This is a genomic window from Agromyces mediolanus, assembly GCF_044917495.1.
In the GTDB taxonomy this organism is placed as follows: Bacteria; Actinomycetota; Actinomycetes; order Actinomycetales; family Microbacteriaceae; genus Agromyces; species Agromyces mediolanus_B.
Window position 1 is genome coordinate 144,685 of sequence record NZ_JAVSSI010000008.1, and the last position, 23,699, is coordinate 168,383.

Below are 23,699 nucleotides of genomic sequence, written 5' to 3' on the forward strand. Positions count from 1 at the left end.
ACCGCGTCCGGGGCGGGGCGCTCCCCGGACGGGCGGCGCCTCGGTCGAGCGGGCGCCCCGGCGCCTCAGTCGAGCGGGCGGACCGAGACGTCGGCGGGATCGACGCGGAACAGGAGCGCAGCGCCGGGCTCGAGGTCCAGCGCGACGGCCGCGGCGGTCGGCACGTCGACGGCGATGCCGGGCTGCTCCGCGGTCACGATGCGCACGCCGCCGGCCGCGGGCTCGAGGCTCGCGACGGTGCCCCGCCAGCGGTTCTCGCCGTCCCCCGACGGGGCGGCGCCCGCGCCGGCGGCGGCCGGGGCATCCGCGCCCGCCGCCCGCACGTGCACCGCACCGGGCGCGAACACGGCCGAGGCCGGAGCGCCCGGCGCGAGCGCGGCGGGCTCGGCCGAGCGCAGCACGAGTCCGCCCGGCGTGCGCACCGCGGAGTCGTCGAGCGCGACGCCCTCGACGAGGTCGACGCCCGCGAGGGCGGCGATGAAGGGCGTGCGCGGGTGGCCGAGCACCCGGGCGATCGGCCCTTCGTCGACGATGCGGCCCGCCTGCAGGATCGCGGCGCGACCGGCGAGCACGAGGGCGTCGAGCGGATCGTGCGTGACGAGCAGCATCGGGATGCCGAGCGCCGCCCGGTGCTCGCGGACGAGCCGGCGCATGCCGGCGGCCGCCTCGACGTCGAGCGCCGCGAACGGCTCGTCGAGGAGGAGCGCCGCAGGGCGCGCCGCGAGCGTGCGCGCGAGGGCGACCCGCTGCTGCTGCCCGCCGGAGAGCTCGGCTGGCCGTCGGCGCTCGAAGCCGGCGAGCCCGACCCGCTCGAGCCAGCCGGCGGCGGCGGACCGCGCGGTGTGCCGGCCCGCGCCCTGCGCGCGGGGGCCGAAGGCCACGTTCTCGAGCGCGCTCAGGTGCGGGAAGAGCAGCGCCTGCTGCCCGAGGAGGCCGACCCGGCGCTCGGCGGGCGGGACCTCCCGCGCGCCCGTGCCGTCGAGGCGTCGGCCGCCGACGCGGATCACACCGCGGGTGAGCGGCACCTGCCCGGCGATCGCGCCGAGGAGCGTCGACTTGCCCGAGCCGTTCGGCCCGAGCACCGCGAGCACCTCGTCGGGCGCGACGGCGAGGGATGCCTCGAGCCGGAAGCCGTCGCGGTCGACCTCGACCCGGGCGAGGAGGCCCTGCTCGGCGCGGGGATCGGCCGCGGCATCCGCCCGGTGGTCGACTGCGGCGCTCATCGCGGCGCGTCCGCTCGCCAGCCGCGCATGAGCACGAGCACCGCGACGGCCACGGCGATGAGCATCAGGGACAGCGCGATCGCCGTGTCCTCGCTGACCCCGGCGCCGTTGAAGGCCGTGTAGATCGCGAGCGGCATCGTGCGGGTCGTGCCGGCGGCGTTGCCGGCGAAGAGCGCGGTCGCGCCGAACTCGCCGAGCGCGCGGGCGAAGCAGAGCACGGCGCCCGCGAGGAGCCCCGGCGCCACGAGCGGCAGGGTGATCCGGCGGAAGACGGTGAAGCGGCCCGCGCCGAGCCCTGCGGCGACGCCCTCGAAGCGGGTGCCGGCGGTGCGGAGCGCACCCTCGACCGAGATCACGAGGAAGGGCAGGGCGACGAAGACCTGGGCGATCACGACGGCCGCCGTCGTGAACGGGATGCGGATGCCCCAGACGGCGAGCGCCTCGCCGAGGAGCCCGGTGCGGCCGAGGAGGGAGAGCAGCGCGATGCCGCCGACGAGCGGCGGCAGCACGAGCGGGAGCGTCACGAGCGTGCGGAGCGCCGAGGCGGGGCCGGGGCGGCTGCGGGCGATGACGAGCGCGAGCGGCACGCCGAGCAGCACGCAGACGAGCGTCGCCCAGGCGGCCGTGGTGAGGGAGAGCCCGAGCGCCTGCAGCGCCTCGGGGGAGGTGATCGCGGCCGGCACGCCGGCCCAGTCGAGCCGGAGCAGCAGCGCCGCGAGCGGCAGGAGGAGCACGGCCGCGCCGAGCCCGGCCGGAACGTACAGCCACACGGGGAAGCGCCCCGCGGCGGGGAAGCCGCCGCGGGGCGCCTGCTCGCTCGCTACTCGGGTCACGGCGCTCCGAAGCCGAAGGATGCGAGCACCTTCTGGCCGGCGGCCGAGGTCACGAACGCGACGAACGCGGCGGCGGCGTCGGGGTTCGGGGCGCCGCTGAGCGCGGTCAGCGGGTAGACGTTGGTCGCATCCGCGGCGTTCGCGATCTCGACGCCCTCGACGCCCTCGACGGCGTCGCCGGCCGCCTTCACGTCGGTCACGTAGACGAGTCCGGCGTCGGCCTCGCCGGACTTCACCTTGGTGAGCACGGCCGTCACGTTCTGCTCCTCGCTCGCGGGGGTCAGGGTGATCCCGGCCGCGGAGATGAGGGTCTGCGAGGCGGCGCCGCAGGGCACCTCGGGGGCGCAGAGCACGACCGTCGCCGGGCGACCGTCGGCGGTCTTCGTGGCGCCGTCGGCGAGGGCGTCGAGCCCCGCGATGCCGAGCGGGTTGCCGGGGGCGACCGCGATCTCGAGCACGTTCGTCGCGAAGTCGTCGGCGCCGTCCGCGAGACCGGCGTCGAGCACCTTCGTCATGTTCTTCTCGTCGGCGGAGGCGAACACGTCGGCGGGGGCGCCCTCGATGAGCTGGGTCGCGAGCACGGACGAGCCGTCGTAGGTGATCGGCAGCACGTCGAGCTCGGGGTGCTCGGCCTCGAACTGCGCGGCGAGCTCGTCGAAGGCGCCGCTCAGGGACGCCGCGGCGTAGATGGTGAGCTCGCCGGTGAGGGCGGGCTCGTCGGCGCCGCTGCTCGCGGTGGGGCTCGGTTCGGCCGCGCCGCCGGCGCAGCCGGCGAGGAGCGCGACGGCGCCGATCGCGACGCCGGCGCCGGCGAAGCGGGCGCGGCGGAGGCGGGGACGTGCGGTGCTGCTGGTGCTGCGGGCGGTGCGGTGCTGCAGGGTCACGACGAGGGATCCTCTTCCGTCTCGATGATCACCGTGGTCGCCTTGACCACGGCCACGCCCCGCGAACCGATCTCGAGCTCCATCTCGCGGGCGGCCTCGGCCGACATGAGCGAGACGACCCGGTTCGGGCCGCACTGCAGCTCGACCTGGGCCATGAGCCCGGCGATCTCGACCTTGGTGACGAGCCCGACGAAGCGATTGCGGGCGCTGCGGCGCACATGGGACCGGTCGGTGATGGTCGCCGCGATGGCCTGGGCCCTCGCGGCGAGTTCACGACCGGGCACGACCTGTCGGCCGGCGTCGTCCTTGGAGACGCTCAGCACTCCGTCCTGCACCCATCGCCGAACGGTGTCGTCGCTCACGCCGAGGAGATCGGCGGCCTCACTGATCCGATATTGCGCCATAGCAGCCACAATAATTCCGCATCTGCGGATGTGCAATCAAGTTTTCCGTATTTCAGAATCAAACTTCCAAAAACGTGTAGACCCGGGGATGACCGGCTGTTAGCCTCGACCAGTCGCCGGGCCGCCACGAAGCCGCCCGGTGCGAACGCCCAGCAGACCCGAACGGATCGACGACGATCACGCCGGCGCCGAACAGACGCCGCGGACCCCAGCCGCCCGCATCGGACTCCGAGAGCAAGGATGCTTTTCATGGAATCGCTCGGTACCACCACCACGGCCGGAACGGCGCCCGACGGCGCCGAGCCGACGCCCGCCCAGTACCTCGCCAGGGCCGTCGCCCTCGCCACCGAGAACGTGCGCCGCTCCGGCGGCCCGTTCGGGGCCATCGTCGTCACCGCCGACGGCCGCGTCTTCGAGGGCGTGAACCGCGTCACCGCGAACCTCGACCCCACGGCGCACGCCGAGGTCTCGGCCATCCGCGCCGCCTGCCAGGGCATCGGCGACTTCGACCTCTCCGGCGCCGTGCTCTACACGAGCTGCGAGCCGTGCCCGATGTGCCTCGCCTCCTCGCTCTGGGCCCGCATCGACCGGGTCTACTTCGCCGCCAGCCGCCACGACGCGGCGGACGCCGGATTCGACGACGCCGTCTTCTACCGCTACTTCGAGGGCGACGACGCCGACCGCGCCGTGATGCCGGTCGCCGACATCGAGCTGCCCCCCGCCGAGCGGGTCGCCCCCTTCACCGAGTGGCAGCACACCGCCACCCGCATCGAGTACTGAGCGGAGCCGACGTGACCCAGCACACCGACAGCACCGCGACCCCGATCCCCGACCCGCTGCCCACCGGCGCGACGACCACGGTCGAGGGCGAGCCGAAGAACGCGATCGACCGCTTCTTCGAGATCACCCGGCGCGGCTCCACCTTCGGCCGCGAGATCCGCGGCGGCATCGTCACCTTCGTGACGATGGCCTACATCGTCATCCTGAACCCGCTGATCCTCGGCGGCTCCGAGGACGTCGCGGGCAACGCCCTCGACGCCGCGCAGATCGGCGCGGCGACCGGCCTCACCGCCGGCCTCATGACCATCCTGTTCGGCCTCTTCGCCCGACTGCCCTTCGCGATCGCGGCGGGCCTCGGCATCAACTCCTTCCTCGCGGTCTCGGTCGTGGGGCAGGTCACCTGGCCGGAGGCGATGGGCCTCGTCGTGATCAACGGCGTCATCATCGTGCTGCTTGGAGCGACCGGCGCCCGAACCGCGATCTTCCGGGCGGTGCCGCAGGCGCTGAAGGCCGCGATCACGGTCGGCATCGGCCTGTTCATCGCCTTCATCGGCTTCGTCGACTCGGGCTTCGTCAACCGCACCCCCGGCGGCCCGCCCGTGCAGCTCGGCGACGCCGGCTCGATCACCTCGGTGCCGACGCTCATCTTCCTGCTCGGCCTCGTGCTCATCGGCATCCTCGTCGCCCGCCGGGTGCCCGGCGGCATCCTGATCGGCATCGTGGTGACCACCATCGTCGCGATCATCGCCCAGGCGCTCCTGAAGCTCGGCCCCTCCTTCGAGGACCCGAACGGCTGGCACATGACGATCCCCGAGCTGCCGACCGCCCTGTTCACGGTGCCCGACTTCGGGCTCGTCGGGCAGTTCGACGTGTTCGGCTCGTTCGGCCGGATCGGCGCGCTCTCGGCGACGATGCTCGTCTTCACCCTCGTGTTCTCGAACTTCTTCGACGCGATGGGCACCATGACGGGTCTCGCGAAGAACGCCGGGCTCGCGCACAAGGACGGCACCTTCCCGCGGCTGCGGGCCGCCTTCATCGTCGAGGGCGCGGGCGCCATCGCGGGCGGTGCGACCTCGACCTCCTCGAACACGGTCTACGTCGACAGCGCCTCGGGCATCGGCGAGGGGGCCCGCACGGGGCTCGCCTCGATCGTGGTGGGGCTCCTCTTCCTCCTCTCCATGTTCCTCACGCCGCTCACCCTCGTGGTGCCGATCGAGGTCGGCTCGGCCGCGCTCGTCGTCGTCGGCGCGATGATGATGGGGCAGATCCGCGAGATCAAGTTCGACAAGTTCGCCGTCGCCCTGCCGGCCTTCCTCACCATCGTGACGATGCCGCTCACCTACTCGATCGCGAACGGCATCGGCGTGGGCTTCATCTCCTGGGCGCTCGTGAACGCGGCGTCCGGGCGGGCCCGCAAGGTGCACTGGCTGATGTGGGTCGTCGCGGCCGGCTTCGCGCTCTACTTCGTGCGCGGGCCGATCGAGACCCTGATCGCGGGCTGAGCCCGCGCCGATGACCGCGCCCCGGTCGGCACCGCGCCGGCCGGGGCGCGGTCGCGCGCGGCGAGCACCCGCGCCCGGCACCCGCGACGGTCGTCACACGCCCGGCGGGCGTGGTGGGATGGATCGGAAGGGAACGGTGAAGAGGACTTGACGAGCAACGCGCCGAGCGCAGGATCGGTCTGGCGGGCGCCCGGGATGCCGGCGCTCATCGTGATGACGGCCCTCGGTTTCTCGGGCTTCGCCGTGCTGATGCCGGTCGCCCCGCTCTGGGCGGTGTCGGGCGGGGCCGACGTCGCGGGCGCCGGGCTCGTGACGGGCGTGCTGATGCTCGCGACCGTCGTCGGCCAGACGATGGTGCCCGCCGCGCTCCGCCGCTTCGGCTGGGCGCCCGTGCTCGTCGTCGGCCTGCTGCTCCTCGGCCTGCCCGCCCCGGCGATGCTCGCCTCCACCGAGCTGCCCGTCATCCTCGCCTGGTCGGCGGTGCGCGGCCTGGGCTTCGCGGTGCTGACCGTCGCCGGCGGCAGCGCCGTGCCCGAGCTCATCGAGCCCGCCCGGCGCGGGCGGGCGATCGGCGCCTGGGGCCTCGCGATCGCCGGACCGCAGCTCGTGCTGCTGCCGCTCGCCCCGTGGGTCGCGGAGCACCTCGGCTACGCGCCGGTGTTCGTCGTCGCGGCGCTGCCGGTGCTCGGCATTCCCGCGGCGCTCCGCCTCGCGCGGCACCTCGCGGCGAAGCCGCCGCACCCCGCCGAGCACGCGCACGCCTCGCACGGCCCGCTCGCCGCCGCCGCGGTGCTGTTCCGCCCGGTCGCGCTGCTCCTCGCGGTGACGGTCGCCGGCGGCGCGCTCATCACCTTCCTGCCGCAGCTCGCGGGCGACCAGCTGCTCGCGGCCGTCGCCCTGCTGCTCCTCACCGGGCTCGCGGCGCTCTCGCGCTGGCTCATCGGCGGTCCGGCCGACCGCTTCGGCGCGAGGCCGTTGCTCTGGCCGCTCGTGCTCGCGACGACCGCGGGCCTCGCGATCACGGCCTGGGGCGTCGTGGACGTCTCGGCCCCGGCCGACTGGGCGCTCCTCGTCGGCGCCGGGCTCGTGGGCCTCGGCTACGGCGGGCTCCAGAACCTCACGCTCGGCGAGGCCTTCGCCGCCGTCGGGCCCCGCGACACCCTGCTCGCGAGCATGGTCTGGAACATCGGCTTCGATGCGGGCACCGGCTTCGGCGCCGTGCTCGTCGGCACGATCGCGGCCGGCTTCTCCTTCCCCGTCGCGTTCCTCTGCGCGGCGGGGCTCTCGCTCGCGACGCTCCCGCTCGCGATCATGCGGGGCCGCCGGCTGAGCTGAGCGCGGATGCCTCGGCGCGACCCGTGCCTCCGCGCTCAGCCCGCCCGATGCGCGACCACGGCTTCGGCGACCGCGATCGCCGTCGCGCGGTCGCGCCCGTACACGTTCAGCCAGTCGTCGCCGATCGCGAGGTCGACCGCGCAGGCGTTGCCGAAGCGATCATCGCAGCGCAGCGTGGCTTCGTCGCCGGCGGCGAGCCCGGCGATCGACACCGGCTCGGAACGACCCGCGAGGAGCATCCGCTCGTAGGCCCAGCGGCCGTCGGTGACCCGAGCGGCCGAAGCGAGCGATCGATCGCTCGTCGACCACTGGCAGGACAGGTCGCCGGAGTGGTACCAAGCTTCCGCCCAAGCGCTCCAGCCGCCTCCTCCGCCACCGGAGACGTCACCTTCGACGACTCCCTCGGCTCCGGTTGCCGCCGCGATCGCATCGACCGAGGGGAACGCGGAGCAGTCGAACAGCGTCCCCGCATACCCCTGGGGCGGCGTCGACGGGGCCGCGGCCTCGGAGATGGCCGCGGTGACCGTGTCGACGAAGCCCGGCCAACCGGCGGCATCGATGCGGACCCCCTGGAACTCGATCCAGGACCCTTCGGTCTCCGTCGTCGCCGAGCAGTAGTCCGTGCTGCAGCTGGTGAACAGTCGGGGCTGGCTCCGAAGCGCGGCGAGTTCGCTCCACCCGCCGTCCGGTTGCGGTACCACCGTGACGGAGACTCCGCGGTAGTCCGGGACATCTCCGTACTGATCGTTGTACGCGACTCCGTTCGACCAGGTGCAGTCGAGCCCGCCCAGGTCGAGCACCCAGGTGGTCCGGGGGATCGAGATCCCCACGCCCGACGCCTCGACCAGCGGATCGACCGCCTCGACCGGCTCGGCGAACAGCCCGGCGACCAGCTCGCGCGGCGCCAGATCCGCGCAGCCGATCGGGTACGCGCTCGCCGGCTGCACCGGACCGGGCGGCGGCCCGGGGGTCACCTCGTACTCGACCGGGGGCACGCTCGTCGTCGGGCTCGGTGCGGCCACCGCCGTCGCCCGGGGCGGTGCGCTCGGGGCGGGCTCGCCGCCGGGCAGGACGCCGAAGGCGAAGGCCGCCCCGGCGCCGATGCCGAGGAGCGCGGCGATGCCGAGCACGATGCCGGTGACGCGCTTCGCGATCGGCCCGCGGCTCGCCGGGGCGGGCTCGTCGGCGGTGCGCTCGAGCACCTGCGCCTTCATCGATTCGAGGAGGCGAGCCAGCTCGTCTCCGGTGGGGGGATCAGACCTCATCGCTCGTCACCGCCTTCCGCAGTCGTGCCCGGTTCCGGGACACCCGTTGCTTCAGGGCGCCGACGCTCAGGCCGAGGAGCTCGGCCGCCTCCGCGTAGGAGACGCCCTCGAGGAGGCAGAGCTCGCAGATGCGCCGGTCGAGCGGCTCCAGCCGTTCGATCTCGGCGAGCACCCAGCGCAGCTCGTCGCGCACGGACTCCTCGCGGTCGTGCTCGCGGAGGGCCTCGATCCCGCGCGGGGCGATCGAGTCGTCGAGCTCGTCGGCGCTCGCGCGGGCCGACTTGCGGACGGCGTTGCGGGCGAGGTTCCGGCAGGTCACGAGCAGCCACGGCAGCACCGAGCTGTCGGCGATCGCGATCTGCTCCGTCTTCCGCCACAGCGTCACGAACGTGTCCTGCACGATCTCTTCGACATCCATCCGGCTCGCAGCCAACGCCCAGGCGTAGCGCGTCACCGCGGCGGCATGCCGATCGAACACGGCCGCCAGTGCGTGCCGGTCGCCGGCGCGCAGCCGACTGAGCAACTCCGCGTCGCTCGGATCCGTCCCGTCCACGTGCACCCCCTCACCATAGGAATGTCGCGGAATCGCGAAAGGTGACACGCTCGACCGAGATCGACTCGGTGCCGCGGGCAGATGCCCCGGCCCGCTCAGCCGCGGCCGATGAACGGCATGCCCGCCGCGGTGGCGGTGAGCTGCGGCACGCTCACCGAGAGCGGCAGCTCGGCGAGGGCGAGGAACAGCCGGGCGACGTCCTCGGCGGCCATCGTCGGTTCGACGATCCGCCGGCCGTCGGCCTGCAGCGCGCCGGCGCCGACGAGCCCGTCGACGAGTTCGGTGCGGGCGTTGCCGAGGTCGAGCTCGGTGCAGACGATGCCGTGCGCGCGCCCGTCGAGCTCGATCGACTTCGAGAGCCCCGCGATCGCGTGCTTCGTCGTCGTGTAGGCCGCCGAGCGCGGACGCGGTACCTGCGCGGAGACGGAGCCGTTGTTCACGATGCGGCCGCCGGGCGGCTCCTGCGCCGCCATCCGGCGGAACGCGGCCCCGGCGCAGCGCACGGCGGCGGTCACGTTCACCGCGAGCGTCGCCGCCCAGTCCGCCTCGTCGAGCCCACCGACGTCGGCCGTCGGGCCGAAGGTGCCGGCGTTGTTGAAGAGCAGGTCGAGGCGGCCGAACCGTTCGTCGTGCCGGGCGAAGAGGCGTGCGACGTCGTCCGGGTCGGTGACGTCGGCGACCACGACGAGCGCCGTCGCGGCGCCCGCGGCGGTCTCCTCGAGGGGCGCCCGCCGCCGCCCGGCGAGCGTGACGTTCCAGCCGGCGTCGAGCAGGGCGCGGGCGCAGGCGCGGCCGATGCCGCTGCCGGCTCCCGTGACGAGGGCGGAGCGGGGGCCGCTCATCCGGCGCCCGTCGCGCCGGACGCATCCGCCCCGCCCGGGGCAGCAGCCCCGCCCGGGGCATCCACCCCCGGGGCAGCCGCCTCATCCGTCTCGTCCGCGGCATCCCTGGCCTCACCCGGGCGCTCCGCGTCCTCGATGAGCTGCAGCACGCGCGCCGCGACGCTCACGGCGATCGCGGCGGGCAGCTTCGAGCCGATGCCCGCTATGCCGATGGGCGTCGTGACCCGCGCGAGCGCCGCGTCGTCGTGCCCGAGCTCGCGCAGCTTGCCGCGGAACCTCGCCCACTTCGAACGCGAGCCGATGAGCCCGATCGAGCCGAGCCCCGGTGTGCGCAGGGCGGTCTCGACGATCGCGAGGTCCTCGACGTGGTCGTGGGTCATCACGAGCACGTGCGTCCCGGGCGGCAGCTCCGCGAGCGCGGCCTCCGGCACGGGGGCGTGGTGCACCCGCACCTCGGCGACGGTGTCGGCGAGCGGACCGCTCCGGCCCGGCTCGCCGAGGCGCTCCGGCGCGAGCATCTCCGGCCGGGAGTCGACGAGATCGAGCTCGAGCGGATGCCGCGCCAGCACCCGCGCGAGCTCGAGGCCGACGTGCCCGACGCCGAAGACGGCGACCGCGGGCACCGTGCGGACCGGTTCCAGGAGCATCGTGACCTCTCCTCCGCAGCACTGCACGCCGTACTCGGCGTTCGCCTTGTCGCTCAGGGTCAGCGTGAGCAGCTCGGGCTCGGCCGCGCCGGCGGCGAGGAGCTCCCGCGCCCGCCGCACCGCCGTCGCCTCGAGGTTGCCGCCGCCGACGGTGCCGAAGAGGGCGTCGGCGGACACGACCATCTTCGCGCCGCCGTTCCGCGGCGCATGCCCGCGGACCATCGCCATCGTGACGATGACCGCGGGCGTCCGCGCCTCGCGGAGCCGCTGCAGCGCTTCGAGCCAGTCCATCCCGGTCCCGTCAGTCCGCGCCGACGAGCTCGCGCGAGGCATCCGCCTCGGCCACGGGCTCCGCCGCCGCGCGCGCCGCCTCGACGGCCCAGTACACGGCCTCCGGCGTCGCCGGCGACGCCAGCTCGACCGCCCGGTCGCCCGAGCCGAAGGCTCCGACCGCCTCCCGCAGCGCCTCGCGGGCGCTGAAGGCGAGCATGAAGGGCGGCTCGCCGACGGCCTTCGATCCGTAGACGGCGCCCTCCTCGCGGGCGTCCTCGAAGAGGCGCACGTTGAAGACCTCGGGCATCTCCGAGAAGCTCGGCAGCTTGTAGGTCGACGCCGACTGGGTGAGCAGCCGCCCGCGGGCGGGACCGTCGGTCTCGTCCCAGCGGAGCTCCTCGAGCGTCAGCCAGCCGACGCCCTGCACGTACGCGCCCTCGATCTGGCCGATGTCGAGCATCGGCGAGAGCGAGTCGCCCACGTCGTGCACGATGTCGACCCGGCGCACCCGGTAGGCGCCCGTGAAGCCGTCGACCTCGACCTCGGTCGCGGCGGCGCCGTACGCGAAGTACTTGAACGGCGAGCCCTGCATGAGGTCGGGGTTCCAGTGCAGCCCCTCGGTGCGGTAGTAGCCGGCGGCCCAGAGCTGCACCCGCTGCAGGTACGCCGCCTCGGCGACCTCGGCGAAGCTCAGCCGCTGGTCCCGGTTGCCGAGCCCCGTGACGACGCCGCCGGAGAAGCGCACGTCGCGCTCGTCGACGCCGAGCAGGCGCCCGGCGACCTTCGCCATCCGCTCGCGGATCTGCTCGCACGCGTTCTTCACCGCGCCGCCGTTCAGGTCGGCGCCCGAGCTCGCCGCGGTCGCGGAGGTGTTCGGCACCTTGTCGGTGCGGGTCGGCGCGAGCCGCACCTGGTGCAGCTCCAGGCCGAGCGCGGTCGCCGCGACCTGCAGCATCTTCGTGTGCAGGCCCTGGCCCATCTCGGTGCCGCCGTGGTTGATCAGCACCGAGCCGTCCTTGTAGACGTGCACGAGGGCGCCGGCCTGGTTGAACGCCGCGAAGTTGAAGGAGATGCCGAACTTGATCGGCGTGATCGCGAGCGCCCGCTTGCGGTCCTCGTGGGCGGCGTTGAACGCGGCGATCCCGGCGCGCCGGGCGTCGAAGTCGCTCTCCGCCTTGAGCTCGGTCCAGATGCGCGGCATCCGCTCGGCGTCCTTCACCGTCTGGCCGTACGGGGTCGCCTGGCCCGGGCGGTAGAAGTTCTGCTCGCGGAGGAGCGCCGGCTCGATGCCGAGCTCGGGGGCGACGCGGCCGAGGATGTCCTCGATGAGGAAGACGCCCTGCGGGCCGCCGAAGCCGCGGAACGCCGTCTGCGAGGTCTTGTTCGTCTTCGCGATGCGGCCGTGCGCGTGCACGTTCGGGATCCAGTAGGCGTTGTCGAGGTGGCAGAGCGCCCGCCCGAGCACCGGCTCGGAGAGGTCGATGCTCCAGCCGCCGTCGGCGGTGAGGGTGGCCTCGAGGGCCTGGATGAAGCCGTCCTCCGTGAAGCCCGCCCGCCACTCGATGTGGAACGGGTGCCGCTTGCCGGTCATCGTGATGTCCTGCGTGCGGTTCAGCCGGAGCCGCACCGGGCGCCCGGTGAGCTTCGCGCCGAGCGCGGCGATCGCGGCGAGCCCGTGCGGCTGCATCTCCTTGCCGCCGAAGCCGCCGCCCATGCGCAGCTGCTGCACGGTGACCTCGTTCGAGGGGACGCCGAGCACGTGCGCGACGATCTCCTGCGTCTCCGAGGGGTGCTGCGTCGAGCACTGCACGAAGTACTGGCCCTCGGAGTCGCGGATCGCGTAGGAGGCCTGGGTCTCGAGGTAGAAGTGCTCCTGGCCGCCGAACTCGGTGACGCCGGAGAAGACGCGCGGCGCGTCGGCGAGGGCGGATGCCGCGTCGCCGCGGGCGACGGTGCGGGCGATGCCCTGGTACGACTCCGCGGCGATCGCGTCGCGCACGGTGATGTGGGACGGCAGCGGCGCGTACTCGACGCGCACGGCGGCGGCACCGAGCCGGGCGGCCTCCTGCGTCTCGCCGAGCACCCACACGAGGGCGTGGCCGAGGAACATCGCCTCGCTCGGGAAGAGCGGCTCGTCGTGCTTGATGCCGGCGTCGTTCACGCCCGGCACGTCGTCGACGGTGAGCACCCGGACGACGCCCGGCACCTCGTACGCCGGCGCGACGTCGATGGTGACGTGCGCGTGCGCGTTCGTCGACTGCACCGGCCAGGCGGTGAGCACGCCGTGGTCGCGCGCGGCGAGGTCGTCGGTGTACATCGCGTGGCCGGTGACGTGCAGCGCGGCGCTCTCGTGCGCGGCGCGGAGCCCGACGACCGGGTCGGCGGGGCGGTCGGCGAGGGCGCTCATGCCGGGACCTCCGTCCGGGTGCCGCGACTGGAGCCGCGGGAGGTGGCGTACAGCTTCAGGAGGGCGGTGCCGAGCATCGCGCTGCGGTAGTCGGCGCTCGCCCGGTGGTCGCTCATCGGGGTGCCGGTCGCGCGGAGCACGGCCGAGGCGGCGCGCACCGTGGTGAGGTCCCACGGCTCGCCGACGAGGGCCTGCTCGGCCTCGTAGGCCCGGAGCGGGGTGGCGGCGACGCCGCCGAGGCCGATCCGCGCGGACGTGATCACGCCCGCGTCGTCGACGTCGAGCGCGAACGCGACGGCGACGCTCGAGATGTCGTCGAAGCGGCGCTTGGCGATCTTGTGGAACGCGGTGAGCTTCGCCAGGGGGAGCGGGATGCGGATGGCGCGGATGAGCTCGCCGGGCTCGCGCACCGTCTGCCGGTAGCCGGTGAAGTACTCGGCGAGCTCGACCTCGCGCTCGACGACGCCGACCGCGCGGCCGTCGCCGTTCCGGCTGTCCCCGTTCCGGCTGGCGGCGTCGCCCGCCTTCGCCAGGACGACGCGGGCGCCGAGGGCGAGCAGGGCGGGCGGGGTGTCGCCGATGGGCGAGCCCGTGCCGAGGTTGCCGCCGATGGTGCCGCGGTTGCGGATCAACCGGGAGGCGAACTGCGGGAAGAGCTGGGCGAGGAGCGGCACCCGGCCGTCGAGGCGGCGCTCGATCTCGGAGAGCGGCAGCGCGGCGCCGATCTCGACGACATCGGCGCCGACGTGCAGGGTGCGGAGCTCGTCGAGCTGCTCGATCGCGACGACGAGGGGCGCGCGCCGGCCGCGGATGTTCACCTCGACGCCCCAGTCGGTGGAGCCGGCGACGAGGAGCGCGTCGGGCTCGTCGCGGAGGATCCCGAGCGTCTCTGCGAGCGACGCGGGACGCACGAAGCGGGCGCCGTCGTGGGCGTAGTCGGTGGGCACGGCGACGGGCGCGGGAGCCGCGCGCCGCTCGGCGAGCGGGTCGCCGGGCTCGGGGAAGCCGAGCGTGTAGGCGGCGTCGCGGATGGGCCGGTAGCCGGTGCAGCGGCAGAGGTTGCCGCTCAGCGAGTGCAGGTCGAAGCCGTTCGGGCCGTGCTCCGCGTCGGCGGCGCTCTCGGGGTCGTCGGGGGCGGCGCCGCTCGGCCGGCCGTCGTGCACGGGGCAGGGCTCGGCGTCCGGGCCCGTGTTCGTGGAGGCATCCGTCGCGGCCGAGGCACCCGCGCGCTCCGAGGCGTCCTGGGCGACGCGGTCGGCGCGGTAGAACTCGCCGGCCATGCTGCAGGCGAAGCCCGGGGTGCAGTAGCCGCACTGCGAGCCGCCGGCCTCGGCGAGCTTCTCCTGCACCGGGTGCAGGGCCTCGGGGGAGCCGAGGCCCTCGGCGGTGACGAGCTCCTGGCCGCTGAGGGCGTGCACGGGGACGAGGCAGGCGTTCACCGCGGTCCAGGCGGTGCCGCCGTCGTCGGCGGGGGTGGCGAGCAGCATGGCGCAGGCGCCGCACTCGCCCTCCGCGCAGCCCTCCTTGCTTCCGGTGAGGCCGGTGTCGCGGAGCCAGTCGAGGGCGGTCGCGTGGGCGGGAACGCCGTCGAGGGGGCGGGAGCGCCCGTTGACGGTCACGGCGTGGTGTTCCATATCGAAACTCCTCGGGTCCGGGGGGGAGGGCGACGCCTGCGGCACCGGGGCCCCGGTGGCCCCACCTCGCACCGCGCCTGCCCAGGGGCAGACACCTCCAGGGTACCGCCCGCCGAACCGGCAGTTCTTACGATCCGGAATCCGGTTTTCGCAGAATGGATATGGATACTACGCCACTCGGGCGCGATCCGGCAGAGGGCGGTCCGAGAGGATGCTCCGGCGGAGGAGTTTCGCGGTGCGGGACCTGTGCCGGGGGAGGAGTTTCGCGGCGCGGGAGGGTGCTCCGCCGCGCATCGACCTCCGCGGGGGTGAAACTCCTCCGGCGGAGCGGCGAGAGCGGGTGGCGCCGGGGCTCAGGCCGCGGCGGCGAGGGCGGCGATCTCGCGCACGGCCTCGCGGAGCACGGGGATGGCCCGTGCGGCGAAGTCCTCGTCGACGCGCGCGATCGGCCCGGAGACCGAGACCGCCGTCGGCACGGGCGCGCCGGGCACGGCCATCGCGTAGCAGCGCACGCCGATCTCCTGCTCGCCGTCGTCGATCGAATACCCGCGCTTCCGGATCTCGGCGAGGTCGGCGAGGAGCGCGTCGAGCGTCGTGATCGAGTGCTCGGTCTCGCCTGGCAGGCCGGTGCGGCCGACGATGTCGCGCACCTGCTCGTCGTCGAGCTCGGCGAGGATCGCCTTGCCGACGCCCGTGGAGTGCAGGTAGGAGCGGCGGCCGACCTCGGTGAACATCCGCATCGCGTGCGGGGAGGGGGCCTGGGAGACGTAGATGACGCGGTCGCCGTCGAGCGTCGCGAGGTTGGCGGTCTCGCCGAGGCGCTCGACGAGCTCCTTCAGCTGCGGGCGGGCGAGCTGGCCGAACTGGCGGTTCGCGACCTCGCCCAGGCGCACGAGGCGCGGGCCGAGGGCGTAGCGGCGGTTCGCGAGCTGGCGGGCGTAGCCGAGGGAGACGAGGGTGCGCAGCAGCCGGTGGATGGTCGGCAGCGGCAGTTCCGCCATCGTGGAGAGCTCGCTCAGCGTGACGTCGCCGCCCGCGTCGGCGATGAGCTCGAGCAGGTCGAAGACCCGCGCGACGGACTTGACGCCTTCAGCTTCGGCCATGCCGGGGCTCCTTGGGTTCTGCATCTCGGGGGCGAGTATCCGCATCGCGGAAAACGCGAGTGCACACAAGATACCGTACGGCTCCGCGAGGCGACGCGACCGTGCCGGGCCGCCCGTGCCGAAACGGCCGGACTGTCTCGATCTCGAGACTTGTATTTCCGTTACGCAAACATTAACATCCATAATGCGAAAACTTTCGGGATGGCCCGCTCGCATACGCGATGATGAGCGAACGCGAGCACCTCGTCCCGCCGCCCTGACGCGACCGCGTCGAGGGCGACCGCGGAGGTCAGAGCTCCGCGTCGAGCCGCGAAGGAGCAGCAGCCGCATGACCATCGAGATCACCACCCCCAGCGACGTCGAGGGCGGCGACGAGATCCTCTCGGCCGAGGCGCTCGCCTTCGTCGAGGCGCTGCACCACCGCTTCGCCGCGCGACGGCTGGAGCTGCTCGCGGCACGCGGCGAGCGGCGGGCCCAGGCCGCGGCGACCGGCCGGCTCGACTTCCTCCCCGAGACCCGGGAGGTGCGCGAGTCCGAGTGGCGCGTCGCCCCGGCGCCGCCCGCCCTCCTCGACCGCCGCGTCGAGATCACCGGCCCCGCGGCCCCGCCGAAGATGGCGATCAACGCGCTGAACTCCGGCGCGAAGGTCTGGCTCGCCGACCTCGAGGATGCCGCGAGCCCGACCTGGCACAACGTCGTCGCCGGCGTGCGGAACCTCCTCGACGCCGCCCGCGGCACCCTCGCGTACACCTCGCCCCAGGGCAAGCAGTACGCGCTGCGCAGCGACGTCGAGCGCCCCACCGTCGTCACCCGGCCGCGCGGCTGGCACCTCTCCGAGCGGCACGTGCTCGTCGACGGCGAGCGGGCGAGCGGCTCGCTCGTCGACTTCGGCCTGCACTTCTTCCACACGGCGAAGCCGCTCCTCGAGAACGGCCACGGCCCCTACTACTACCTGCCGAAGCTCGAGTCGCACCTCGAGGCCCGGCTCTGGAACGACGTGTTCGTCTTCGCGCAGGAGCAGCTCGGCATCCCGCGCGGCACCGTCCGGGCGACGGTGCTCATCGAGACCATCCCCGCCGCGTTCGAGATGGACGAGATCCTGTACGAGCTCCGCGAGCACGCCTCGGGCCTGAACGCCGGTCGCTGGGACTACCTGTTCAGCTTCATCAAGGTGTTCCGCGACGCCGGCCCGGACTTCGCCCTCCCCGACCGCGCCGACGTGTCGATGACGGCGCCGTTCATGCGCGCGTACACCGAGCTGCTCGTGAAGACCTGCCACCGTCGCGGGGCCTTCGCGATGGGCGGCATGGCCGCCTTCGTGCCGAACCGCAACGACCTCGAGGTCACCCGCGCCGCCTTCGAGAAGGTGCGCGCCGACAAGTCCCGCGAGGCGGCCGACGGCTTCGACGGCTCCTGGGTCGCGCACCCCGACCTCGTCCCCGTCTGCCGCGAGGTCTTCGACGGCGTGCTCGGCAGCCGCCCGAACCAGCTCGACCGCCAGCGCCCCGAGGTGGAGGTCACCGCCGAGGAGCTGCTCGACGCGGCATCCGCCCCCGGCCGGGCGACCGAGGCCGGGCTCCGGCTGAACCTCTCGGTGGCCGTCGCCTACACCGCGGTGTGGCTCTCCGGCGACGGCGCCGTCGCGCTGCACAACCTGATGGAGGATGCCGCGACCGCCGAGATCTCCCGCTCGCAGGTCTGGCAGCAGCTCCGCACCGGCACCGAGCTCGCCGACACGGGGCGCACCGTCACCCCGGAGCTCGTCCGCACGGCCCTCGCCGAGGAGGTCGCGGCGCTCCGCGAGCAGGTGGATGCCGAGCGCTTCGCCCGCTACTACGAGCCCGCCGCCCGCCTCGTCGAGGAGCTCTGCCTCGACGACGGCTTCGTCGACTTCCTCACCCTGCCCGCCTACGAACTGCTGGAGGGCTGATGGCCCCGGCTCGCCCCACGACCGCCCTCGGCGCCGCGGCGCTCGCCGACGCCGAGCGCCGGCTCGCCGCCACCGACGAGCTGCTCGACCGCGCCTACCCGGGCGACGACGGCTCGCGCCAGCCCGTGCACACCGTCTACGTGCCGGCCGACCGCTTCACGCCCGGGCTCGCCGCGGACTGGGGCGCGCAGGCGCTCGCCGCCGCCGAGGACGCGGGCGGCCTCGAGGCCGTCGCGCTCGTCGCCGGCCTCGACGCCGCCCTCGCGGGCTCGCTCGCGCCGCGCGTCGCCCGGAAGCTCGAGCGGGAGCCCATCGAGGACCTCCGGCTCGACTTCGAGGACGGCTACGGCGACCGCGGCGACGAGGCGGAGGACGCCGACGCGGTGCTCGCCGCCCGGCGGGTCCTCGAGGCGGTCGGCGCCGGGACGGCGCCGCCGTACCTCGGCATCCGCTTCAAGTGCTTCGAGCGCCCGACGCGGGCGCGCGGCATCCGCACCCTCGATCTCTTCGTCACCGCGCTCGTCGAGGGCGGCGGCCTGCCCGACGGGCTCGTGCTCACCCTGCCGAAGGTGACCACCGTCGCCCAGGTCGAGACGATGGCGGCGCTCGCCGCCGAGCTCGAGCGGGTGCACGGGCTCGCCGAGGGGCGGATCCGCTTCGAGGTGCAGGTCGAGACCCCGCAGCTCGTGCTCGGCGCCGACGGCCGCTCGCCCGTCGCGCAGCTGCCGCACGCGGCGCCCGGGCGCATCACGGGGCTGCACTACGGCACCTACGACTACAGCGCCTCGCTGCAGATCGCGGCCGGGTACCAGTCGATGGAGCACCCTGCCGCCGACCTCGCGAAGGGCGTCATGCAGCTCGCCGTCGCGGGCACCGGCATCCGCCTCTCCGACGGCTCCACGAACGTGCTGCCGATCGGCGAGCGCACGGCCGAGGCCTGGGCGCTGCACGCCCGGCTCGTGCGGCGCTCGCTCGAGCGTGGCTACTACCAGGGCTGGGACCTGCACCCGCACCAGCTGCCCACCCGCTACCTCGCGAGCTACGCCTTCTTCCGCGAGGGCTACGCCGCCGCGGCCGCCCGGCTCCGCGCGTACCTCGAGCAGACGCCGGGCGCGGTGCTCGACGAGCCCGCCACGGCGCGCGCGCTCGCCGACTTCGTGCTGCGCGGCGTCGAGTGCGGCGCCGTCTCCGCCGAGGAGGTCGCCGCCGACGCGGGCGTCGACCGGGCGGGCCTCGTCGCGCTCGCGCACCCGCGGCTCGCGGCGGCCGCCTCCGCCTCTTCGACCCAGGGAGCCTCAGCATGAGCTACTACACTCCGGCGGGCGGACTGCCCGCGCAGTCCGAGCTCCTCACCGACCGTGCGGTCGTGAAGGAGGCGTACACCGTCATCCCGAAGGGGGTGCTGCGCGACATCGTGACGAGCAATCTGCCGGGCTTCACCGGCACCCGCTCGTGGATCATCGCCCGCCCGATCGCGGGCTTCGCGACGACCTTCGCGCAGCTCATCGTCGAGATCGCGCCCGGCGGCGGGGCCGAGCGGCCCGAGCCGGAGGCCGGCGTCGAGGGCGTCGTCTTCGTCACCGCGGGCGAGCTCGTGCTGACGCTCGGCGGCGAGCGCCACGTGCTCGGCGAGGGCGGCTACGCCTACCTCGCGGCCGGCGCCGACTGGTCGATCGCGAACGAGGGCGCGGAGCTCGTCTCCTTCCACTGGATCCGGAAGGCCTACGAGCCGGTCGACGGCATCCCGGCGCCCGCCTCCTTCGTCACCCGGGACCAGGATGTCGCGCCGCGCCCGATGCCCGACACCGACGGCGCCTGGGCGACCACCCGCTTCGTGGATCCCGACGACCTCGCGCACGACATGCACGTGAACATCGTGACGTTCCAGCCGGGCGGGGTGATCCCGTTCGCCGAGACGCACGTCATGGAGCACGGCCTCTTCGTGCTCGAGGGGAAGGCCGTCTACCGCCTGAACGACGACTGGGTGGAGGTCGAGGCGGGCGACTTCATGTGGCTCCGGGCGTTCTGCCCGCAGGCCTGCTACGCGGGCGGGCCCGGTCCGTTCCGCTACCTCCTCTACAAGGACGTGAACCGGCAGATCCGGCTCACCTGACCGACTCCCGCGCCCTCGGGCGGCGGGGACCAGCTCCGTGCCGGGTGACTCCCGGGCGGGGCGTCCGGAGCGCCCGGCGAAGCAGACTCCCTTCGCCGGGCGCTTCGTCGTGCGCGGGCCGGCCGCCCGCTGCGCGCCCCGAACGCTGCTCGAGCCGGCTCGGCCGCGTTCCGACCGCCGCTCTGCGGCGTGCACGACGGATCTCACCCCACGCCGCCGCCGTCCGGCGCGCCCGCCGTCCCGTCGTGCAGCTCGCCGGCGGCGACCTCGTGCAGGGGGTTGACGCCGCCGACACCCTCGCCTACGCTTTCACACAGCAAAAGTATTATTCCGGAATACGGAAATGACTGGCAAGGACCTCGACGATGACCGACCCGCGCTACACCGTGAACTGCTCGATCCTCCTCACCGAGCTCCCGCTCCTCGAGCGCCCCGCCGCCGCGAAGGCCGCAGGCTTCGACGCGGTCGAGTTCTGGTGGCCCTTCGCAGGCGCCGTTCCGGCCGACCGCGACGCCGACGCCTTCATCGCCGCGATCCGCGATGCCGGCGTGCAGCTGACCGGGCTGAACTTCTTCGCCGGCGACATGCCCGCCGGCGACCGCGGCCTCGTCTCCTGGACGGGGCGCGAGTCCGAGTTCCGCGACAACGTCGCCGCCGTCGCCGCGATCGGCGAGGCCCTCGGCACCCCCGCGTTCAACGCGCTCTACGGCAACCGCCTCGACGGCGTCGACCCGGCCGCGCAGGACGAGACGGCCGCCGAGAACCTCGACCTCGCCGCGGCGGGCGTCGCCGCGATCGGCGGCACCGTGCTCGTCGAACCGGTCTCGGGCGCCCCGCGGTATCCGCTCCTCACCGCCGCCGACGCGCTCGCCGCGATCGAGCGGGTGCCGGATGCCGCGAACCTCGCGCTCCTCGCCGACTTCTACCACCTCGCCGTGAACGGCGACGACGTCGCCGCCGTCATCGAGGCGCACGCGGCATCCTTCGGCCACATCCAGATCGCCGACGACCCCGGCCGCGGCGCGCCCGGCACCGGCGCGCTGCCCCTGGCCGCCTGGATCGGCCGGAGCCGCGAGCTCGGCTACGCGGGCCCGATCGGCCTCGAGTACAAGGCCGCGGCGGCCGACGCCTTCGCCTGGCTCGCCGTCTGAGCCCCGGGGCCGGCGAGCCCCATCCCCACGACGCACGCCCCCACGACGCACGCACCACACGACGCACGCACCGCGCGGCGGAAGGACCACCATCATGAGCAAGATCGCGATCATCGGCCTCGGCATCATGGGCCTGCCCATGGCGAAGAACCTCGTCGGGGCGGGCTTCGACGTCATCGGCTACAACCGCAGCCGCGGCCCCGTCGACGCCCTCGTCGAGGCCGGCGGCGCAGGCGCCGGGAGCATCGCCGAGGCCGTGCGCGACGCCGACGTCGTCGTCACGATGGTGCCCGACTCGCCCGACGTCGCGGGCGTCGTCCGCGGCGAGGACGGCGTCTTCGCCAACGCGAAGCCGGGGGCGCTCTGGATCGACACCTCCTCCATCCGCCCCGACGTCGCGAAGGAGCTCGCCGAGGAGGCCGCAGCGGCCGGCTTCGGCGCGATCGACGCCCCGGTCTCCGGGGGCGAGCAGGGCGCCATCGACGGCGTGCTCTCGATCATGGTCGGCGGCTCGCCCGAGGACTTCGAGCGCGCCCGACCGGTGCTCGACGCCGTCGGCCGCACGATCGTGCACGTCGGCCCCTCCGGCGCCGGCCAGACCGTGAAGGCCGCGAACCAGCTCATCGTCGCGGTCAACATCCAGGCGCTCGCCGAGGCGGTCGTCTTCCTCGAAGCCTTCGGCGTCGACACCGACGCCGCGTTGACGGTCCTCGGCGGCGGACTCGCCGGCTCGAAGGTCCTCGACCAGAAGGGGCGCAAGATGCTCGACCGCGACTTCGCCCCCGGATTCCGCCTCGCCCTCCACAACAAGGACCTGGGCATCGTCACCGCCGCCGCACGACAGGCCGGCATCACCGTCCCGCTCGGCTCCGCCGTGGCCCAGCTCGTCCAGGCGACCGTCGCCCGCGGCGACGGCGGCCTCGACCACTCGGGCCTGTTCAAGCTCACGGCCGAGCTCGCCGGCCGCGAGTAGCGCCGGCGCGACCCCTCATCCTCTTCCTCCACCGTCTCCGGAAGGAGCACCCCATGACCCGCATGCGCACGGTCGACGCGGCCGTCCTGATCCTCGAGCGCGAGGGCGCCACCGAGGCGTTCGGCCTGCCCGGCGCCGCCATCAACCCCTTCTACTCCGCGATGCGCGCCCACGGCGGCATCCGGCACACCCTCGCCCGTCACGTCGAGGGCGCGAGCCACATGGCCGACGGCTACACCCGCGCCGCCGACGGCAACATCGGCGTCTGCATCGGCACCTCCGGCCCGGCCGGCACCGACATGATCACCGGCCTCTACGCGGCCTGGGCCGACTCCCTGCCGATCCTCTGCATCACGGGCCAGGCGCCCGTCGCGAAGCTGCACAAGGAGGACTTCCAGGCCGTCGACATCGCCTCGATCGCGAAGCCCCTCACGAAGCTCGCGATGACGGTGCTCGAGCCCGCGCAGGTGCCCGGCGCCTTCCAGCAGGCGTTCCAGCTGATGCGCTCGGGCCGACCCGGCCCCGTGCTCCTCGACCTGCCGATCGACGTGCAGCTCGCGGAGATCGAGTTCGACATCGACACCTACGAGCCGCTGCCCGTGGTGAAGCCGCGCGCCACCCGCGCGCAGGCCGAGAAGGCGCTCGACCTCCTCGCCCGGCACGAGCGGCCCCTCCTCATCGCCGGCGGCGGCGTCATCAACGCGGGCGCCTCCGAGCAGCTCGTCGAGCTCGCGGAGCTCCTCGGCGTCCCCGTCGTGCCCACCCTCATGGGCTGGGGCGCGATCGCCGACGACCACCCGCTGAACGCGGGCATGGTCGGCATCCAGACCGCGCACCGCTACGGCAACGAGACGCTCCTCGCGAGCGACTTCGTGCTCGGCCTCGGCAACCGCTGGGCGAACCGGCACACGGGCGGGCTCGACACCTACCGGGCCGGCCGCACCTTCGTGCACGTCGACATCGAGCCGACCCAGATCGGCCGGGTGTTCGCGCCCGACTACGGCATCGTCTCCGACGCGGGCGCGGCGATCGACGCCCTGCTCGAGCTCGCCCGCGAGCGGAAGGCCGCCGGGACCCTGCCCGACTACTCGTCGTGGGCGGACTCGGCGCAGCACCGCAAGGCGCGCCTCCAGCGCAAGACGAACTTCGCCGAGGTGCCGATCAAGCCGCAGCGCGTCTACCAGGAGATGAACCGCGCCTTCGGCCGCGACACCACGTACGTCACCACGATCGGGCTCTCGCAGATCGCGGGGGCGCAGTTCCTGCACGTCTACGGCCCGCGGAAGTGGATCAACGCCGCGCAGGCGGGCCCGCTCGGCTGGACCGGCCCCGCCGCGCTCGGCGTCGTCCGCGGCAAGCCGGGCGAGACGGTCGTCGCGCTCTCCGGCGACTACGACTTCCAGTTCATGATCGAGGAGCTCGCGGTCGGCGCGCAGCACCAGCTGCCCTACATCCACGTCGTCGTGAACAACAGCTATCTCGGCCTCATCCGTCAGGCGCAGCGCCCCTTCGACATGGACTTCCAGGTCTCGCTCGCCTTCGACAACGTGAACACCCCGCACGACGAGGGCTCCGTCGCCCACGGCTACGGCGTCGACCACGTGAAGGTGGCCGAGGGCCTCGGCTGCAAGGCGGTCCGCGTCGAGCGGCCCGAGGACCTCGCCGCGGGCTTCGCCGAGGCGAAGCGGCTGATGGCCGAGTTCCAGGTGCCGGTCGTCGTCGAGGTGATCCTCGAGCGGGTCACGAACATCGCGATGGGCGCCGAGCTCGACGCGGTGCACGAGTTCGAAGACCTCGCCGAATCCGCGGAAGACGCCCCGACGGCCATCCTCGCGTTGCAGGATTGA

20 protein-coding genes are annotated in these 23,699 nt (G+C 74.0%); 9 read left to right on the forward strand and 11 right to left on the reverse strand.

Annotated elements, in window-relative coordinates:
- Nucleotides 1–65 precede the first annotated feature (65 nt).
- From ROT00_RS12970 to ROT00_RS12985, 4 genes are read right to left on the reverse strand one after another with little or no spacing between them, the layout of a single operon-like run.
- Nucleotides 66–1,223, reverse strand: a complete 1,158-nt coding sequence (locus tag ROT00_RS12970; protein ID WP_404775444.1) for an ABC transporter ATP-binding protein — start codon at nucleotides 1,221–1,223, stop codon at nucleotides 66–68.
- On the reverse strand, nucleotides 1,220–2,056 hold the full coding sequence (locus ROT00_RS12975; protein ID WP_404775445.1) for an ABC transporter permease: 837 nt from the start codon (nucleotides 2,054–2,056) through the stop codon (nucleotides 1,220–1,222). The genes ROT00_RS12970 and ROT00_RS12975 overlap by 4 nt, the downstream gene beginning before the upstream one ends.
- Nucleotides 2,053–2,934 carry a molybdate ABC transporter substrate-binding protein gene (gene modA / locus ROT00_RS12980; protein ID WP_404775489.1) on the reverse strand — a complete coding sequence of 294 codons (882 nt, stop codon included), beginning with the start codon at nucleotides 2,932–2,934 and terminating at the stop codon, nucleotides 2,053–2,055. Before modA ends, ROT00_RS12975 begins: the two co-directional genes overlap by 4 nt.
- A gap of 2 nt (nucleotides 2,935–2,936) precedes the next feature.
- The gene (locus ROT00_RS12985) at nucleotides 2,937–3,359 is read right to left on the reverse strand and encodes a TOBE domain-containing protein (RefSeq protein WP_404775490.1); all 423 of its coding nucleotides are present in this window, start codon (nucleotides 3,357–3,359) and stop codon (nucleotides 2,937–2,939) included.
- A 234-nt stretch (nucleotides 3,360–3,593) separates the two neighbouring features.
- Between ROT00_RS12985 and ROT00_RS12990 the strand changes: the two genes are divergently transcribed.
- The 3 genes from ROT00_RS12990 to ROT00_RS13000 all read left to right on the forward strand — a co-directional run bounded on the left by ROT00_RS12990 (nucleotide 3,594) and on the right by ROT00_RS13000 (nucleotide 6,961).
- On the forward strand, nucleotides 3,594–4,124 hold the full coding sequence (locus ROT00_RS12990) for a nucleoside deaminase (protein ID WP_404775446.1): 531 nt from the start codon (nucleotides 3,594–3,596) through the stop codon (nucleotides 4,122–4,124).
- A gap of 56 nt (nucleotides 4,125–4,180) precedes the next feature.
- Complete coding sequence (locus ROT00_RS12995; protein ID WP_404775491.1) at nucleotides 4,181–5,626, forward strand: NCS2 family permease; 1,446 nt, start codon at nucleotides 4,181–4,183, stop codon at nucleotides 5,624–5,626.
- 147 nt (nucleotides 5,627–5,773) lie between these two features.
- A complete protein-coding gene (locus ROT00_RS13000; protein WP_404775447.1) occupies nucleotides 5,774–6,961 on the forward strand; it encodes an MFS transporter in 1,188 nt (395 codons plus the stop codon).
- 35 nt (nucleotides 6,962–6,996) lie between these two features.
- Here the strand turns inward: ROT00_RS13000 and ROT00_RS13005 are convergent, their stop codons facing one another.
- The 7 genes from ROT00_RS13005 to ROT00_RS13035 all read right to left on the reverse strand — a co-directional run bounded on the left by ROT00_RS13005 (nucleotide 6,997) and on the right by ROT00_RS13035 (nucleotide 15,685).
- Nucleotides 6,997–8,226 carry a hypothetical protein gene (locus tag ROT00_RS13005; RefSeq protein WP_404775448.1) on the reverse strand — a complete coding sequence of 410 codons (1,230 nt, stop codon included), beginning with the start codon at nucleotides 8,224–8,226 and terminating at the stop codon, nucleotides 6,997–6,999.
- Entirely contained in the window at nucleotides 8,216–8,779 is a 564-nt protein-coding gene (locus ROT00_RS13010; protein ID WP_404775449.1) for an RNA polymerase sigma factor, read from the reverse strand. Before ROT00_RS13010 ends, ROT00_RS13005 begins: the two co-directional genes overlap by 11 nt.
- A 95-nt stretch (nucleotides 8,780–8,874) precedes the next feature.
- Nucleotides 8,875–9,621: an SDR family oxidoreductase gene (locus ROT00_RS13015; RefSeq protein WP_404775450.1), complete on the reverse strand. Its 747-nt coding sequence runs from the start codon at nucleotides 9,619–9,621 to the stop codon at nucleotides 8,875–8,877.
- Nucleotides 9,618–10,559, reverse strand: a complete 942-nt coding sequence (gene xdhC, locus ROT00_RS13020) for a xanthine dehydrogenase accessory protein XdhC (RefSeq protein WP_404775451.1) — start codon at nucleotides 10,557–10,559, stop codon at nucleotides 9,618–9,620. The genes ROT00_RS13015 and xdhC overlap by 4 nt, the downstream gene beginning before the upstream one ends.
- Before the next feature lie 10 nt (nucleotides 10,560–10,569).
- The gene (gene xdhB / locus ROT00_RS13025; protein WP_404775452.1) at nucleotides 10,570–12,948 is read right to left on the reverse strand and encodes a xanthine dehydrogenase molybdopterin binding subunit; all 2,379 of its coding nucleotides are present in this window, start codon (nucleotides 12,946–12,948) and stop codon (nucleotides 10,570–10,572) included.
- Nucleotides 12,945–14,582, reverse strand: coding sequence for a xanthine dehydrogenase small subunit (locus ROT00_RS13030; RefSeq protein WP_404775453.1), 1,638 nt, complete (start codon nucleotides 14,580–14,582; stop codon nucleotides 12,945–12,947). Before ROT00_RS13030 ends, xdhB begins: the two co-directional genes overlap by 4 nt.
- A 353-nt stretch (nucleotides 14,583–14,935) precedes the next feature.
- Entirely contained in the window at nucleotides 14,936–15,685 is a 750-nt protein-coding gene (locus ROT00_RS13035) for an IclR family transcriptional regulator (RefSeq protein WP_404775454.1), read from the reverse strand.
- Between the two features lie 328 nt (nucleotides 15,686–16,013).
- Here ROT00_RS13035 and aceB point away from each other — a divergent pair, with 328 nt between their 5' ends.
- The 6 genes from aceB (at nucleotide 16,014) to gcl (ending at nucleotide 23,699) form a co-directional block, all read left to right on the forward strand.
- Nucleotides 16,014–17,615, forward strand: a complete 1,602-nt coding sequence (gene aceB / locus ROT00_RS13040; protein ID WP_404775455.1) for a malate synthase A — start codon at nucleotides 16,014–16,016, stop codon at nucleotides 17,613–17,615.
- Nucleotides 17,615–18,919: a DUF6986 family protein gene (locus tag ROT00_RS13045; RefSeq protein WP_404775456.1), complete on the forward strand. Its 1,305-nt coding sequence runs from the start codon at nucleotides 17,615–17,617 to the stop codon at nucleotides 18,917–18,919. The genes aceB and ROT00_RS13045 overlap by 1 nt, the downstream gene beginning before the upstream one ends.
- Nucleotides 18,916–19,728, forward strand: coding sequence for a bifunctional allantoicase/(S)-ureidoglycine aminohydrolase (locus tag ROT00_RS13050; protein ID WP_404775457.1), 813 nt, complete (start codon nucleotides 18,916–18,918; stop codon nucleotides 19,726–19,728). Before ROT00_RS13045 ends, ROT00_RS13050 begins: the two co-directional genes overlap by 4 nt.
- A gap of 365 nt (nucleotides 19,729–20,093) precedes the next feature.
- Nucleotides 20,094–20,879 carry a hydroxypyruvate isomerase family protein gene (locus tag ROT00_RS13055; protein ID WP_404775458.1) on the forward strand — a complete coding sequence of 262 codons (786 nt, stop codon included), beginning with the start codon at nucleotides 20,094–20,096 and terminating at the stop codon, nucleotides 20,877–20,879.
- Between the two features lie 91 nt (nucleotides 20,880–20,970).
- Complete coding sequence (locus ROT00_RS13060) at nucleotides 20,971–21,852, forward strand: 2-hydroxy-3-oxopropionate reductase (RefSeq protein WP_404775492.1); 882 nt, start codon at nucleotides 20,971–20,973, stop codon at nucleotides 21,850–21,852.
- A gap of 53 nt (nucleotides 21,853–21,905) precedes the next feature.
- A complete protein-coding gene (gcl, locus tag ROT00_RS13065; RefSeq protein WP_404775459.1) occupies nucleotides 21,906–23,699 on the forward strand; it encodes a glyoxylate carboligase in 1,794 nt (597 codons plus the stop codon).